This window comes from Skermania piniformis, from assembly GCF_019285775.1.
Classification (GTDB): domain Bacteria; phylum Actinomycetota; class Actinomycetes; order Mycobacteriales; family Mycobacteriaceae; genus Skermania; species Skermania pinensis.
Genome location: NZ_CP079105.1, coordinates 3,894,841 through 3,910,543, shown reverse-complemented (window position 1 = coordinate 3,910,543; position 15,703 = coordinate 3,894,841). Strand labels below are relative to the sequence as shown.

Here is a 15,703-nt window from a genome sequence, read left to right as displayed (position 1 = left end):
GGTCCCCGCGCTCACCCGACGGGTGGCGCGGGGACGGCCGTCGCGTACTGGGTTCGGTAGAGCTCGGCGTACCGGCCGGCCGCGGCGAGCAGCACCGCATGCGTGCCGCGCTCGACCACCCGACCGTCCTCGATCACCAAGATTTCGTCGGCCGCGCGAATCGTGGACAGCCGGTGGGCGATCACCAGCGCAGTTCGGCCGGTCAGCGCTTCGGTCAGCGCTTCCTGCACCGCCAGCTCGGAGGTGGAGTCCAAGGAGGCGGTCGCCTCGTCCAGGATCACCACCCGCGGTTGTTTGAGCAGCAGCCGGGCGATGGTCAGGCGCTGGCGCTCGCCCCCGGACAGTCGGTAGCCACGTTCCCCGACCACCGTGTCCAGCCCGTCCGCCAGGCCGGCGACCAGCTCGGCCAAGCGGGCCCGGCGCAACGCGTCCCACAGCTGCGTCTCGGTCGCTTCCGGCCGGGCGAGCAGCAGGTTCGCCCGGATCGACTCGTGGAACAGGTGCCCGTCCTGGGTCACCATGCCGACCGTCTCGCGGATCGAGCGCGCGGTCAGGTCGCGGACGTCGACGCCGGCCAGCCGAACCGCACCGGAATCCACGTCGTAGAGCCGCGCCACCAACTGGGCGATCGTCGACTTGCCGGCGCCCGAAGAACCGACCAGCGCGACCAACTTTCCGGGTTCGGCCCGCAGTGAAATTCCGTGCAACACCTCCACCCCGGCGCGCGAATCGAGGGTGCTCACCTCCTCCAGCGAGGCGAGCGAAACCTGGTCCGCGGCCGGATAACCGAAGCGCACGTCGACCAGCTCGACCGACACCGGCCCGGTCGGTACGCTGCGGGCGTCCGGCCGATCGCTGATCAACGGCTGCAGGTCCAGTACCTCGAACACCCGCTCGAAACTGACCAGTGCCGACATCACCTCCAACCGAGCGCTGGCGAGCCCGGTCAGCGGCGCATACAGCCGGGTGAGCAGCAGCGACAGCGCGACGACCGCGCCGGCGTCGAGCTGCCCGCGCAGGGCGTAGAAGCCGCCCAACCCGTAGACCACGGCGACGGCCAGCGCCGATACCAGGGTCAACGACGTCACGAACACCGTCTGGACCAGTGCCGTCCGCACCCCGATGTCGCGGACCCGGCGCGCTCGTGCGGCGAACTCGGCGGACTCCAGGTCCGGCCGGCCGAACAGCTTCACCAGCGTCGCGCCCGGCGCGGAGAACCGCTCGGTCATCTGGGTGCTCATCGCCGCGTCGTGGTCGGCGGCTTCGCGCTGGATGCCGGCCAACCGATTGCCCATCCGGCGCGCCGGAACCACGAACACCGGTAGCAGCACCAGCGCCAGCAGCGTGACCTGCCAGGAGATCCGGACCATCACCGCCGCCGTGAGCACCAACTGCACCAGGTTCGCGACCACCCCGGACAAGGTGTCGCTGAACGCCCGTTGGGCGCCGATCACGTCGTTGTTCAGCCGGCTGACCAGCGCCCCGGTCCGGGTGCGGGTGAAGAATGCGATCGGCATCGTCTGAACGTGGTCGAAGACGGTGGTGCGCAGATCCAGGATCAATCCCTCGCCGATCCGGGCGGAGAACCACCGCAGGACCAACCCGAGCGCGGCATCGAAGATCGCCAGCACGGCGATCGCCGACGCCAGGCCGACCACGACCCGGGTCGGGCTTTGGCCGACGATCGCGTTCACCACCCGGCCGGCGAGCACCGGGGTGGCCACCGCCAGCCCCGCGGAGACGACCGACAGCACCAGAAAGGCGGCCAGCGTCCGCCGGTGCGGCCGCGCGAACCCGGCAATCCGGCGGACGGTTGCCCAGCGGAACGGCCGGCGTTCGTCGGGCGCTTGCGATTGCCGGTACATCTGGCCCCAGGCGACGGCTTCCATGCTCATGGCGTTCCTCCATCCGGTGCCCCGCTCGATATCGGGATCGAGGCTACGGTGACCTGGTGACCGCGCTCCCGCTCGCTCGCCTCCGGGCCCGGCTCGCCGGTGAGCTGGACGACTCGAGCCGGCGGCGAGCCGAGTACGCCACCGACGCCTCGAACTACCGGGTGCCGCCGACCGCGGTCGTGTTCCCGCGCTCGGCCGACGACGTCGCCGAGACCCTCGCGTTCGCGGCCGAGCACGGTTCGTCGGTCACCGCCCGCGGCGGCGGCACGTCGATGGCCGGCAACGCGGTCGGCCCGGGATTGGTGCTCGATTACAGCCGGCACCTGAACCGGATCGTCTCGATCGACGCCGCCACCCGGCTCGCCGTGGTGCAACCGGGGGTGGTGCTCGCCGACCTGCAGCGGGCGGCCGGTCGGTCCGGGTTACGGTTCGGCCCGGATCCGTCGTCGCAGGACCGGTGCACGCTCGGCGGGATGATCGGCAACAATGCCTGCGGACCGCGCGCGGTGGCCTGGGGGCGGACCGGCGAGAATCTGCGCGAGCTGGACATTCTCGACGGGAGCGGGACGCGGCGGCGGCTTGCCGCCGGCCTGGATCCGGTGCCCGGTCTGGCCGACTTCGTGCGCGCGAACCTGGCGCTGCTGCGCACCGAGTTCGGTCGGTTCTCCCGGCAGGCGTCCGGCTACTCGCTCGAGCATCTGCTGCCGGAACGAGGTTCGGACCTCGCGGCGGCGTTCGCCGGCACCGAGGGCACCTGCGGGCTACTGCTCACGGCGACGGTCGAGCTGGTCCCGGTACCGGCGGCGACCGGTTTCGTCGCGTTCGGCTATCCGGACATGGCCGCCGCTGCCGAGGCGGCCGCGCATCTGGTCGCGGCGCGGCCGCTCGCCCTGGAAGGGCTGGATGCCCGCTTGGTCGATGTGGTCCGTCGACATCGCGGCGGGGTGCCCGAGCTGCCGGCCGGCGGCGGCTGGCTGTTCGTCGAGACCGCCGGGGCCGATCAGGCCGGTGCCGACGCCCGGGCGGCCGAGCTCGCCGCCGGCCACGACGCACCGGCCCGGGTGGTGACCGACCCGGCCGAGGTATCCGCGCTCTGGCGAATCCGGGCCGACGGCGCCGGGCTGGCCGGCCGCACCCCGGACGGCGCGCCGGCCTGGCCGGGCTGGGAAGACGCGGCGGTACCGGTGCACCGACTCGGCACCTATCTGCGTGAGTTCGCCGAGCTGACCGCGGCGCACGGGGTGGACGGGCTGCTCTACGGGCACTTCGGGGACGGTTGCGTGCACGTTCGATTGGACTTCCCGCTGGCCGACGCGCCGCACCGGTTCCGCGCGTTCCTGTTCGACGCCGCCGCATTGGTGGCGCGGCACGGTGGCTCGTTGTCCGGGGAGCACGGCGACGGCCGGGCCCGATCCGAACTGCTGCCGGCGATGTACTCACCGGCCGCGCTGGCTGCCTTCGCCGGTTTCAAGGCGTTGTTCGATCCGGCCGACCGGCTGAATCCGGGGGTGTTGGTGGCGCCCGCGGCGGTCGATGCCGACCTGCGGCCGGCCCGCGCCGGCGCGCCGGTCCCGGCTCGGGGCTTTGCCCTGCTGGTCGACGCCGGTGACCTGAGCCGGGCGGTGCACCGCTGCACCGGGATCGGCCGGTGTCGCGCGGACACCGGATTCATGTGCCCGTCCTACCAGGCGACCCGGGACGAGACGGACAGCACCCGGGGCCGGGCGCGGGTGCTGCAGGAGGTGGTCACCGGCGGGTCGCTCACCCCGGGCGGCTGGGCCTCGGCGGAGCTGGCCGACTCGCTCGAGTGGTGCCTGTCCTGCAAGGCGTGCGCCGCCGAATGCCCGGCCGGAGTCGATCTCGCGACGTACAAAAGCGAGGCGTTGTACCGGCGCTATCAGGGCCGCCGACGCCCGATATCGCATTACACACTGGGCCGGCTGCCGTGGTGGTTGCGGCTGGCGAGCCGGGCACCGCGGTTGGTCAACGTCGCCGCGGGCCGTCCCGGGCTGCGCCGGTTCGCGATGGCGCGCGCCGGGCTGGACCCGGGCCGGCCGGTCCCGGCGCTGGCCGGAACGAGTTTCCGTCGGCATCGGAGCCGGCCGGCGGACGCGGCCGACGTGCTGCTCTGGGTCGATACCTTCACCGACGCGTTCGCGCCGGAGATCGCCGCGGCGGCGGTCGAGCTGATCGAGTCGGTCGGTGGCCGGGTACGGGTGTCCGAACCCGGGCTGTGTTGCGGGTTGACCTGGATCACCACCGGCCAGTTGGACGGGGCGCGGCGTCGGCTCCGGTCGACGCTCGATGCGTTGGCCGGGCACGTCCGGTCCGGTGGGCTGGTGGTCGGGCTGGAGCCGTCGTGTACCGCGGTGCTGCGGGCCGAGCTGCCGGAGCTGCTCGGCGACGATCCGCGGGCCGGCGCGATCGCCGCCGCAACTCGGACGCTGGCCGAGTTCTTGACCGAACGACCGCTCCCGGCGCTGCCGCAGCTGGCCGGAACGGCGGTCGTGGTGCAGCCGCACTGCCATCAGCACGCCGTGTTCGGGTTCGGGCCGGATCGGGCGCTGCTCGCCGCCACCGGTGCCCAGGTCGTGGAGCTCACCGGCTGTTGCGGGATGGCCGGCAATTTCGGGATGGAGCGTGGCCACCTGCGGCTCTCGACCGCGATCGCCGAACGGGCGCTGCTGCCCGCGTTGCGCGCCCGCCCGGACGCGTTGTTCGTGGCGGACGGCTTCTCCTGCCGGACCCAGGCTCGCCAACTCGGCGGTCGTACCGGCCGGCATCTGGCGCAGCTACTACGCGGACCCGACCGGGACGGTCAGCTCCCGAACGGGAGGACCCCGGGAGGTACCTCATAGCCGCTGCTGCCGGCGAACACGCCGCCCCACAGACCGAGAATGGCGTTGATCAGTTCGGTGATCATGTAGTGGGTCTTCTCCTCCGGGCCGAGAAATGCAATACCACGTCGAGTATCGGCTTGTTCGGCGATCGTCCTGGTAGATATTGTCGCAAGGATTGTCATACATGTTACAAACTGCAGGCTGTGAACCGGCCGGGAAGTGATCGAAGCGATGCGTAACGATCCGCCGGAGTCCGGTGAACTGGAGATCTTGACCCCGCGTCTGGTGCCGCTGGGCGGGCTCCGGGCGATGCCCGTTCGTCGGACCTTGCCGCAACGACAGCGGTCGCTGATCGGCGCCTGGTGCTTCGCCGACCACTACGGCCCGGACCGGGTGGCGACGACCGGCGGAATGGTCGTGCCGCCGCACCCGCACACCGGTCTGCAGACGGTGAGTTGGCTGTTCCGCGGGGAGATCGAGCATCGGGACAGCACCGGTAGTCACGCTCTGGTCCGGCCCGGCGAAGTGAACCTGATGACCGCCGGCCGCGGGATCGCCCATTCGGAGGTCTCCACGCCCGATACGGCCGTGCTGCACGGGGCGCAGCTGTGGGTGGCGTTGCCCGCGGCGGCCCGGGATACCGAACCGGGCTTCGAGCACTACGCGCCCGCGCCGGTCGAGCTGCCCGGCGGGTCGGCGCTGGTGTTCCTCGGCGCGCTGGCCGGCCGAACGTCGCCGGTACGGACTTTCACCCCGCTGCTCGGCGCGGAGCTGCGGGTGCACGCCGGCGGCGTGCTCGAGCTCGCGGTCGACCCGGCGTTCGAGCACGGCCTGCTGGCCGATACCGCAGCGGTGCTGGACGGTCATTTGCTGGCACCGGGTGAGCTGGCCTACCTACCGCCCGGCCACCGGCGGATTCGGGTGGCGGCCGGTGCCGAGCCGGCGCGGCTGCTGCTGCTCGGCGGCGAGCCGTTCGGTGAGCAGATCGTGATGTGGTGGAACTTCATCGGCCGCACGCACGAGGACATCGTCGGCTACCGCCGGCAATGGCAGGCTGAGCTGGCCGGAACCGCCGATACGTTGCGGTTCGGGGTGGTTCCCGACTACCCGACCGATTGGATTCCGGCGCCTCCATTACCCACGGTGCGGCTGAGATCACGCGGTTGATCCGGACATACGGTACTGTTGATCACTGCACAGACTGCAAAGGCAGCTACTGTGATCGCTGCCACATGATGTGCAGATTGCTCAGTCACCATCGACTCGCTTGCCAGGCCGCCCACCCAGGTCCAGCATGGCGGTACCGAATGCTCAACGCGAGCGCGTCGCAACCCGGCAGCTCGAAATCGATGGGTGGTACCGATGACCGACATCGCCGACCGCGGCTATCCCGCCGAGACCGTCCCGACCTCGCGGCGGGCAGACGACCGATACGACCTGAACGACCGGTTCCGGCCCGGCTCGGCCGCGGTTCTGCTTACCGGGGTGCAGGCGATCGCTCGCCAGCTGGTCGAGCAGCACGTCCGTGACCTACGTAGCGGCAACCGGAGCGCAACCTTCGTTTCCGGCTACCAGGGCAGCCCGCTCAGCGGGGTGGACCGGATGCTCGCGGCGATGCCGGGGGTGCTGGCCGAACACGACATCACGTTCGTTCCCGGGCTGAACGAAGAGCTCGCCGCGACCGCGGTCTGGGGTAGTCAGGGCCCGATGACCACCACCCACGACGGGGTGGTCGGGGTCTGGTACGGCAAGGGGCCCGGGGTGGACCGGGCCACCGACGCCCTCCGGCACGCCAACATGTTCGGCGTCCACCCGACCGGTGGCATGGTGCTGTACGTCGGAGACGATCCGGCGGCCAAGTCGTCCACCGTCCCGGCCGTCAGTGAACGTTCGCTCGCCGCGCTGGGCATCCCGGTGCTGTTTCCGCGTAATGCCCGGGAGATCGTCGGCATGGGATTGCACGCGGTCGCCCTCTCCCGCGCGTCCGGCTGCATCGTCGCGTTGAAGATCGTCGCCGATGTTGCCGACGGTGCCTGGCCGGTCGATTCGGCCGCTGCCGAGGTCGACATCGTCGTGCCCGATCTGATCTGGGCCGGCAAACCCTACCGCTATCGGCAGCGGTCGATGCAGGCGCCGGCGGACAGCCTGGCGGCCGAGGCCGACCTGTACGGGCCGCGCTGGGCGATGGTCGCCGAGTACGGTCGGCGTAATCGGCTCGACGTCGTGGAGCTCGAGCCGGCGCTGCCGCGGATCGGGCTGGCCGCCGCCGGGCCGACCTACGACGCGCTGCGCCAGGCCCTGCTCGACCTGGGTGTCACCGAGTCGCAGCTCGGTGCCGCCGGAGTGCGGTTGCTGCGGATCGGGATGCCGTTCCCCCTGGTCCCGGCATCGATCCGGGAGTTTGCGGCCGGTCTGGACCGGGTGATCGTGGTCGAGGACAAGACCGCCTTCATCGAGGCGCAGATCCGCGAGATCCTCTACGACGTCGCCGACGCCCCCCGCGTCCTCGGCAAACGAGACGCGGTCGGCCGACCGCTGTTCCCGGCAGATGGTGAGCTGACTGCCGGGCGGCTGCTGGACCCGCTGTTCCGGGTGTTGCACGACGATCTGCCGGTGCGCCGGCCGCTGCCGCCCCCGCTGCGGCTCGACGTGCTGTCGGCCCGCCGCGGCGCGTTCTTCTGCAGCGGCTGCCCGCACAACCGCTCGACCGTCGTGCCGGAGGGATCGGCGGCGGCCGGCGGGATCGGCTGCCACATCATGGTCACGTTGTCCGATCGCGCTGCCAGTGCGGTCACCGGGGTCACCCAGATGGGTGGTGAGGGCGCGCAGTGGATCGGTCAGGCTCCGTTCACCGACACCGGGCACCTGTTCCAGAACATCGGCGACGGGACCTTCTTCCATTCCGGTCAGCTGGCGATCCAGGCCTGTGTTGCTGCGGGGGTGAACATCACCTACAAGTTGCTCTACAACGACGTGGTCGCGATGACCGGCGCCCAGGACCCGGCGGGTGCGCTCGGCCCGGCGGTGCTGAGCCACACGTTGCTCCGCCAGGGGGTGCGCAAGGTGGTGATCTGCGCCGACGAGCCCGACCGCTACCGGCCGCGGGAGCTGGCCGCGGGGACGCTGCTGCTGCATCGGGACCGGCTGGACGAGGCGCAGCGAATGCTGCGGGAGATCCCCGGGGTCACCGTGTTGATCTACGACCAGCATTGCGCGGCGGATGCCCGGCGCAAGCGCAAGCGCGGCGAGTTGCCGGCTCGGCGCACCCGCGTGGTGATCAACGAGGCGGTGTGTGAGGGGTGCGGCGACTGTGGAACGAAGAGCAACTGCCTGTCGGTGCAGCCGGTGCAGACCGAGTTCGGCCGGAAGACCCGGATCGAGCAGAATTCGTGCAACACCGACTACAGCTGCCTGGACGGCGATTGCCCGGCGTTCGCCACGGTCGAGTTGACCGACCCGCCCACCGCGCCGACCCGGTCGGCGCCGGAGCCGCCGACGGTTGCCGAGCCGGCCGGTCCGGCGGACCTGTCGGCGACGGTCAACGTGTTGCTCGCCGGGATCGGCGGCACCGGCATCGTCACGGTGAACCAGGTGCTGGCCACCGCCGCGTTGCGGGCCGGTTACGACGTGGCGAGCCTGGATCAGACCGGGCTGAGTCAGAAGGCGGGCCCGGTGGTATCGCACCTGCGGTTCGGGCCGGCGCCGGTGCAGCCGGCCAACCGGCTGACCCCGGGCAGTGCCGATTGCCTGCTGGCCTTCGACCTGCTCACCGCGACCGACGAGCGGTATCTGGGGTTTGCCGGATCGGACCGGACGGTCGCGATCGCGTCCACCGGACGCACCCCGACCGGGGCGATGGTGGCCGACCCGGCGCGGGCCTACCCAGCGGATGCGGTTCTGCTCGACCGGTTGACCGCAGCCGCCCGTGCGGTGCACTCGTTCGACGCGCTCGCCGCCGCGCAGGAGTTGTTCGGGAGCACGACCGCGGCCAACTTCTTGCTGGTCGGCGCGGCGTATCAGGTCGGGGCGCTGGGTATTCCGGCGCCGGCGATCGAGGCGGCGATCGCGCTCAACGGGGTCGCGGTACCGGCCAACATCGCCGCATTCCGGTGGGGTCGGGCCGCGATCGCGGCGCCCACCGAGTTTGCTGCGGCGACCACTCCGGCGCGCCCGGCGCGTGCCCGGACCGCCGTCCCGGTCGATCTTTTCGCCGAGCTGAGCTGCACCGGTGAGACCCGCCGGCTGGCCGAGCTGCGCGCCGCCGAACTTGTCGGATTCCAGAGTGCGCGGGTGGCCCGGGAGTACCTGACGGTGGTCGAGCGGGTCTGGCGGGCGGAACGGGCGGCGGGGGCGCGGACCGAGTTCAGCGCGGCCGTGGCGCGTGGCCTGTACAAGTTCACCGCCTACAAGGACGAGTACGAGGTGGCGCGGCGCCTGGTCGACCCGGCGTTCGCCGACGAGGTGGCGGCCCAGGTGCCCGGCGGCACCGGGTTGACCTATCGACTGCACCCGCCGGTGCTGCGGGCGCTCGGCCGGCGCCGCAAGATCGGTTTCGGGCCGCGATCGCACGTTGCGCTGCGGGTGCTGGCCAAGGGTAAGACGCTGCGCGGCACCCGGCTCGACCCGTTCGGATACGCGCATCTGCGGCGGGTCGAGCGGGCGTTGCTATCGCACTACCGCGCGCTGGTCGTCGGGCTCAGCGACGAGCTGACCGCCGACTACGACCGTGCGGTGCAGATCGCCGAGCTGGCCGATCTGGTCCGGGGCTACGAAGGGGTCAAGCTCGGCAATGTCGAGCGGTACCGAGAGCGGCTGCAGAAGTTGGGCGTGACCCCGCCCGCGATGTGACGCGCCGCGCTCACTTCGACCCGGTGAGGGTCACGCTTTGGCTCGGTACCAGCAGAATCGAGATCTCCTCGGCGCCGAGGCCGGCGGCGATCAAGGCCCGGCGCAGCTCGTCGGTGTTCGGCTCCGGCATCGGCCCGACTGCCCGCACCTGTACCCCGCTCGGTTCGGTGACCACTTCGGCAATGGTCCACCCGGTCTGCTTGCCCCAGGCCTCGGCGACCCGGCGGACGTCGGACTCGGTGTTGCGGGTCGAGGCGATCTGGGCCGAGGTGGCCGCCAGCGGAACGCTGATCACCAGCAGGCCCGCGACGATCGTGAGCGCGGCGCGCTTGCGATGAACCGTCTCGCCGTCGGTCGGTGTGGTCGCGAAGCGTTGCACGCGGTACAGCGTCAGCACCAGCAGTCCCATCACCAGGATCGCGCTGACATTGGTGGTGAACAGCAGCAGCGCGCCCATCGCTTCGTCCGGCTTGCCCGATTCCAGCGTGAGTCCGATGATCGCCAGCGGCGGCACCAGGGAGATCGCGATGGCCACGCCGGGCAGCGTGTCGGAGATGTCCTTGCGGGCGACGGCCACCGCGCCCACCGCGCCGGTGGCGAGTGCGGCGAGCAGATCGATCAGCCGCGGCTGCACCCGGCCCGCCACCTGATCGTTGGTGGCGGCGACGATCGGGGTGTCGATCGTCAGGCCGAGCAACCAGCCGATTGCGATCACGACGCCGACTCCGGCGACCGACATGGCCAGGCTGCGGATCAGGTTCCGCCGATCGGCCAGCACCACTGCGAGCGCCGTGCCGATGATCGGGACCATCAACGGCGCAACGATCATCGCCCCGATCACCGTCGCGGTGGAGTCGGCGACGATCCCGGCCGCCGCGATCACCCCGGAGAGCGGCAGCAGAATCCAGTACCTGGAGGTCTGCCGGCCGCGGTGGTCACCGTCGAAGAAGAGCTGATCCCGCATCCGCGCGACGTTGGCCGCATCCATGCCCACGCAAACCTCCCGAGCGTCCCGCGCGTGCCTACCGCTCAAGCCTATTGCCGGGGGAGTGCCGAGGGAGCACTGATGGCGATCGGTTCTCGGCCGATGGTGACACCGGAGCTCCCTCGGCGAAGCGGCCACCGGTACCGTCGCTCCTCGGGAGGAAAAACCTGTGTCCGTCGCCGAACCAGCTGGGTCCGAACCGCCGTCCGGAACGGCCCGGACGCTGCGCGCCCCGGTGCCGGTCGACCTCGCGACCACCTTGTGGCCGCTGCAGCGCGGGACCGGCGACCCGTGCCATATCGGCACCCCGGACGGCGCGATCTGGCGTGCGTCGCGCGTGCGGACCGGTCCGGTCAGCTACCGGCTCACTCAGCGTGCCCGCGACGAGATCGGCTGCCGGGCTTGGGGTCCCGGTGCGGAGGAGTTCGTCGAGACGCTGCCGGAGCTGTTCTGCCTGGACGAGGATCTGAGTGGGTTCGCCCCGACCGAGCCCAAGGTGGCCGACGCGCACCGGCGGTTCCCGGGACTGCGGATGTTGCGCACCGGGCGGGTGTTCGAGACATTGGTTCCGACCATCCTGGAGCAGAAGGTGCACGGGATCGCCGCCCGCCGGTCCTGGCGGCTGCTGGTGCGCCGGTACGGCGAACCCGCGCCGGGGCCGGTGCCGCCCGGGCTGACCGTGCCGCCGGCCGCCGCGGCCTGGCGGATGGTGCCGTCCTGGGTGTTCCATCAGGCCGGGGTGGGGCCGGAGCGGTCCCGGGCGATCGTGGCCGCGGCCCGGGTCGCGGATCGGTTCGATCAGCCCGGGTGCCCGCCGAGTGAGATCCAGCGCCGGCTGTCGGCCGTCCCCGGAATCGGTCCTTGGACGGTGGCCGAGGTGTCGCAGCGGGCGCTCGGCGACGCCGATGCGGTATCGGTCGGCGATTTCCACCTGGCCGCGATGATCGGTTGGACGTTGGCCGGGCGGCCGTTCGACGACGGCGAGATGCTGCAGCACCTGGCGCCGTTGCGGCCGCACCGGTACCGGGCGATCCGGCTGTTGGTCGTCGGCGGGCACGCGGTGAAGCCCAAGTTCGGTCCGCGCACCGCGGTCACCGACCACTCCTGGCACTGATCTGGCGTCATATTTCTTGACCACGGCGCCATTATGGTGCCACCATGGCGTCATGGACGTGTTCCCTTACGCCGCTCGGCTGCACCGTGATTTGCGGGCCGCGGCCGAACCGGGTGGCGAGAGCGCGGTCGCGACCGCCGAGCTGCTCACCGCCGCGCTGGAGTCGTCGATTCGGCTGGTGCTGTTGGACGCTGTGGTCGAGGCCGCCGCGGAGATCAGCCGCGAGCTCGCGCCCGGCACGGTCGACGTCCGGCTCCGTGGTCGCGACGTGGATTTCGTGGTCACCGGATCGCCGGCCGCCGCGGGGCCGCTTGTTCCAGCACCGCCGAACGATCCGGCCGAGCCGGACGACGGCACCACGGTGCGACTCAGTCTCCGGGTATCGGAGCGCCTGAAAACCAAGGTGGAGGCCGCGGCCGCGGGTGCCGGCCTGTCGATCAATGCCTGGCTGGTGCGACAGCTCACCGCCCTGGTCGAGCCGTCGGCGCCGCCGCTCGGCCGGCGGCACACCGGTTGGGCTCGCTGAACCGCATATCCCGGAACGAACGAATCAGGAGTATCCGTCATGCCCGAGTTCTCCACTCCGCAGCCGATTTCGGTGTCGGTCGAGGTAGCCGGCGTCCGGCTCGGCGTGCGCGCCACGGCCGCCGCCACGACGACAGTCGAGGTCCGGCCACACAATCCGGGTCGACCGGGTGATGTCGCCCTGGCCGGTCAGATCGTCGTCGACTACGCGGCCGGCCGGCTGACCGTCCGGTCGCCGCGCCCGCCCCGGACCGGATTCCGGATCGTGTTCGGCGGCAACGACCGGGTGGACGTCGACCTCGAGCTTCCGGCCGGTTCGGCGCTGGAAGTGCGCGGCTGGGGCGACGTCACGGCGCATGGTCGGCTCGGCGCCGTGGACATCGAAACCGGGGCCGGCGACATCACGCTGGATCGGGTCGAGCAGCTGCGGGCCAAGACCTCGGCCGGGAACGTGCGGGTATCGCACGCCGCGGCGGTCGCCGAGCTGCGCACCGCGGCCGGCAGCGTGCGAGTAGACCGGGCCGACGCCGAGCTCGATGCCGCCACCGCGGCCGGCGACGTCGTGGTCGAGGCGGCCACAGCGCCGCTGCGGCTGGCCACCTCGGCGGGCCGGGTGCGGGTCGGGCGGGCGACCACCGATGTGCGGGCGAATACCTCGGCCGGCGACATCCGGTTGGGCTCGGTCGCCGGTGGCACGGTCACGGCCGCGGCCGCCTTCGGCGGGATCGAGGTGGGCGTGGCGGAGGGTACGGCAGCCTGGCTGGATGTGCAGGCACGGCTCGGCGCGGTCCGCAGCGACCTGGAATCCGCAGGTGAGCCCGAGCCGGGCGAGCCGACGGTACGTATCCACGCCACCGCCGGGGTCGGCGATATCGTGCTGCGCCGCGCCTGATCGCCCGATGCCCGCCCGGCTTCGGGCCCTCGGTCTCTCAGTCCTTCGGTCCGCCGGCCACGTAAAGCACCTGGCCGGACACGAAACCGGCGGCTTCGCCGACGAAGAACGAGACGGCGTTGGCGATGTCGGCCGGCTCGCCGACCCGGCCGACCGGAATCTGGCTCGCGGCGGCAGCCTTGAAATCGTCGAACGGAACACCGAGCCGGTCCGCGGTCTGTTCGGTCATGTCGGTGGCGATGAACCCGGGCGCGACCGCGTTCGCCGTCACTCCGAACCGGCCCAGTTCCAGCGCGAGCGTCTTGGTGAAACCCTGCATGCCGGCCTTCGCCGCGGAGTAGTTCACCTGGCCGCGATTGCCGAGCGCCGAGGTGCTGGACAGGTTCACCACCCGGCCCCACTTCTGCTCGACCATGTACGCCTGCGCTGCCCGGGTGAGCAGAAAGGCGCCACGCAGGTGTACCCCGAGCACCGCGTCCCAGTCCGCCACCGACATCTTGAACAGCAGGTTGTCCCGGGTGATGCCGGCGTTGTTCACCACCACGGTCGGCCCACCGAAGGCGTCGGCCAGCTGCTGGACCGCCGCCTGCACCGCGGCCTCGTCGGCGACATCGGCGCCCAGCGCGATCGCCTGTCCGCCCGCCGCGGTGATGGCGTCGACGGTGCTGGTGCATGCGGCTGCGTCCAGGTCGAGCACGCCGATCGCGAGTCCGTCTGCGGCAAGTCGGGTGGCCACCGCCGCCCCGATTCCGCGGGCTGCGCCCGACACCACTGCTACTCGTCCGTTCACCTGCTGGTCCTCCGCTCCGTCGAGAGATCACCAAGTATCGCGCGATCCCGAGACCGGGCCGGGATCGGTATCGTCGAGATCATGATCCGCGATCCCGGACTGCCACCCTGGCTGGAGTACTTGCTGGTGTGGCTCGGCTATCGCTGGTAGCCGAGCCACACCACAATGCCCAGCGGCCCGTGCCGGTGGGCATTGCGTCGCTCAGTGCACGTGTCGTTCAGTGCACGACGACCGGCGCTGCGCCCTCGGCCGGAATCGGCGGCGTCACCTTGCGTCGGGGCAAGAAGGACGCCGGGATCAGCGTCGCGACGATCAGCACCAGCGCCACCGTGAACGTGTGGCCGAACGCTCGCGCCGCTTGCTCAAACCCGTCGTTCAGCGCTTCCGGTGGTAGCTGCGCGGCGATCCTCGGGTCGAACCGGGACGCGATCGCCGCCTGGGCGTACTGCTGATTGTCGAGCAGGTTGGTCAGCACCACCGACATGATTGCGGTACCGATCGAGCCGGCGGTCTGGTTCACGATATTCATCAACGTGGATCCGCGCGCGACCTCGTGGTCGGTGAGCGTGGCCATCGCCGCCGTCATCACCGGCATCATCGTGGCACCCATGCCGAGTCCCATCACGAACAGTGCACCGAGCAGCAGCGGGTACGGCGTATCGGCGTGCACCTGGGTGAACACCGCCATGGTGAGGCTGATCAGGGCGACCCCGGTGAGCACGATCTTGCCGGGGCCGATCCGGTCGACCAGTCGGCCGGCGATCGGCATGGAGATCATCGCGCCGAGACCTTGCGGCACCAGCAGGAAGCCCGCCTGCAGGGTGGTTTCGCCACGCACCTGCAGGAAGTAACTGGGAAGCAGCAGACCGGCACCGAAGAACGCCATCGCGAACAGCAGCATCGTGGCCACCGCGACCGCCAGATTCCGGTTGCGGCCCAGCAGTCGCAGATCGATCAGTGGCTGTTCGGTGCGCAGCGCGTGCCGGACGAACGCCAGGACCAGGACCAACCCGATCACCGCCGGGATCAACACCCGCGCGGACGCGACGGTGCCCATCTCGGGAATCGATGACACCCCGAACAGGAACAGTGCCAACCCGGGGGAAAGCAACAGCATGCCGACGAAATCGAACGACTCGGACGGGCTGGGCCGGTCGCGCGGAAAAATGATGAAGGCGGCGATCAGCGCGAGGATCCCGATCGGGACGTTGATCAGGAAGATCCAGTGCCAGCTCGCCGACTCGATCAGCCAGCCGCCGAGGATCGGTCCACAGATCGGGCCGAGCAGCATCGGGATGCCGAGCACGGCCATCACCCGGCCGATTCGGCTCGGGCCGGCCGCACGGGTCATGATCGTCATGCCGAGGGGCATCAGCATGCCGCCGCCGAGCCCTTGCAGCACCCGGAACGTGATCAGCGAGGTGATATCCCAGGCGAAGCTGCACAGCACCGAGCCGAGCACGAACAGGGTGATCGCCAGCATGTACAGCCGCTTGGTGCCGAACCGGTCGGCCGCCCAGCCGGTCAACGGAATCACCGTTGCCAGAGCCAAGGTGTAGCCGGTCATCGTCCAGGCGGCGATGGCGTAGCTGGTCTCGAAGGTGGACTGGAAGGTCGGGATGGCGACGCCGACCACGGTGACGTCGAGAATCGCCATGATCGCGCCGAGCACAACGACGCCGGCCGTGCGGTAGACGGCGGCGTCGAGGCGGTCGGGCGCGGCCGGCTCCTCGGCCGACGTCAGATTATCCGGAGGAGTAGTCACCGGTTGAGCGTTCCAGGTTTGGTGGCGTAATGCCAGCCGGATATCACCG

General features: G+C 70.9%; 10 protein-coding genes. 6 read left to right on the top strand and 4 right to left on the bottom strand.

Annotated elements, in window-relative coordinates:
• Nucleotides 1-11 precede the first annotated feature (11 nt).
• Nucleotides 12-1,895 carry an ABC transporter ATP-binding protein gene (locus KV203_RS18290; RefSeq protein ID WP_066469611.1) on the bottom strand — a complete coding sequence of 628 codons (1,884 nt, stop codon included), beginning with the start codon at nucleotides 1,893-1,895 and terminating at the stop codon, nucleotides 12-14.
• Between the two features lie 53 nt (nucleotides 1,896-1,948).
• On the opposite strand from KV203_RS18290, the gene KV203_RS18285 reads away from it, so the two are divergent.
• The 3 genes from KV203_RS18285 (at nucleotide 1,949) to KV203_RS18275 (ending at nucleotide 9,583) form a co-directional block, all read left to right on the top strand.
• Nucleotides 1,949-4,753, top strand: coding sequence for an FAD-binding and (Fe-S)-binding domain-containing protein (locus KV203_RS18285; RefSeq protein WP_066469612.1), 2,805 nt, complete (start codon nucleotides 1,949-1,951; stop codon nucleotides 4,751-4,753).
• Nucleotides 4,754-4,966: 213 nt separating this feature from the next.
• Complete coding sequence (locus KV203_RS18280; RefSeq protein WP_066469617.1) at nucleotides 4,967-5,902, top strand: pirin family protein; 936 nt, start codon at nucleotides 4,967-4,969, stop codon at nucleotides 5,900-5,902.
• Between the two features lie 195 nt (nucleotides 5,903-6,097).
• Nucleotides 6,098-9,583 carry an indolepyruvate ferredoxin oxidoreductase family protein gene (locus tag KV203_RS18275; protein ID WP_083529977.1) on the top strand — a complete coding sequence of 1,162 codons (3,486 nt, stop codon included), beginning with the start codon at nucleotides 6,098-6,100 and terminating at the stop codon, nucleotides 9,581-9,583.
• Between the two features lie 10 nt (nucleotides 9,584-9,593).
• On the opposite strand, the gene KV203_RS18270 is transcribed toward KV203_RS18275, so the two are convergent.
• Nucleotides 9,594-10,571 carry a DUF389 domain-containing protein gene (locus KV203_RS18270; protein ID WP_066469353.1) on the bottom strand — a complete coding sequence of 326 codons (978 nt, stop codon included), beginning with the start codon at nucleotides 10,569-10,571 and terminating at the stop codon, nucleotides 9,594-9,596.
• Nucleotides 10,572-10,737: 166 nt separating this feature from the next.
• Here KV203_RS18270 and KV203_RS18265 point away from each other — a divergent pair, with 166 nt between their 5' ends.
• The 3 genes from KV203_RS18265 to KV203_RS18255 are packed head-to-tail and all read left to right on the top strand — an operon-like array spanning nucleotide 10,738 to nucleotide 13,099.
• Nucleotides 10,738-11,682: a DNA-3-methyladenine glycosylase family protein gene (locus tag KV203_RS18265; protein ID WP_066469354.1), complete on the top strand. Its 945-nt coding sequence runs from the start codon at nucleotides 10,738-10,740 to the stop codon at nucleotides 11,680-11,682.
• A gap of 52 nt (nucleotides 11,683-11,734) precedes the next feature.
• On the top strand, nucleotides 11,735-12,208 hold the full coding sequence (locus KV203_RS18260; protein WP_066469355.1) for a toxin-antitoxin system HicB family antitoxin: 474 nt from the start codon (nucleotides 11,735-11,737) through the stop codon (nucleotides 12,206-12,208).
• 39 nt (nucleotides 12,209-12,247) lie between these two features.
• Nucleotides 12,248-13,099, top strand: coding sequence for a DUF4097 family beta strand repeat-containing protein (locus KV203_RS18255; protein ID WP_066469357.1), 852 nt, complete (start codon nucleotides 12,248-12,250; stop codon nucleotides 13,097-13,099).
• A gap of 37 nt (nucleotides 13,100-13,136) precedes the next feature.
• Here KV203_RS18255 and fabG read toward each other — a convergent pair whose 3' ends face one another.
• Together fabG and KV203_RS18245 are read right to left on the bottom strand one after the other, a co-directional pair.
• Nucleotides 13,137-13,889, bottom strand: a complete 753-nt coding sequence (gene fabG, locus KV203_RS18250; protein WP_066469362.1) for a 3-oxoacyl-ACP reductase FabG — start codon at nucleotides 13,887-13,889, stop codon at nucleotides 13,137-13,139.
• Between the two features lie 217 nt (nucleotides 13,890-14,106).
• Nucleotides 14,107-15,633, bottom strand: a complete 1,527-nt coding sequence (locus KV203_RS18245) for a DHA2 family efflux MFS transporter permease subunit (protein WP_083529993.1) — start codon at nucleotides 15,631-15,633, stop codon at nucleotides 14,107-14,109.
• Between the last annotated feature and the right edge of the window lie 70 nt (nucleotides 15,634-15,703).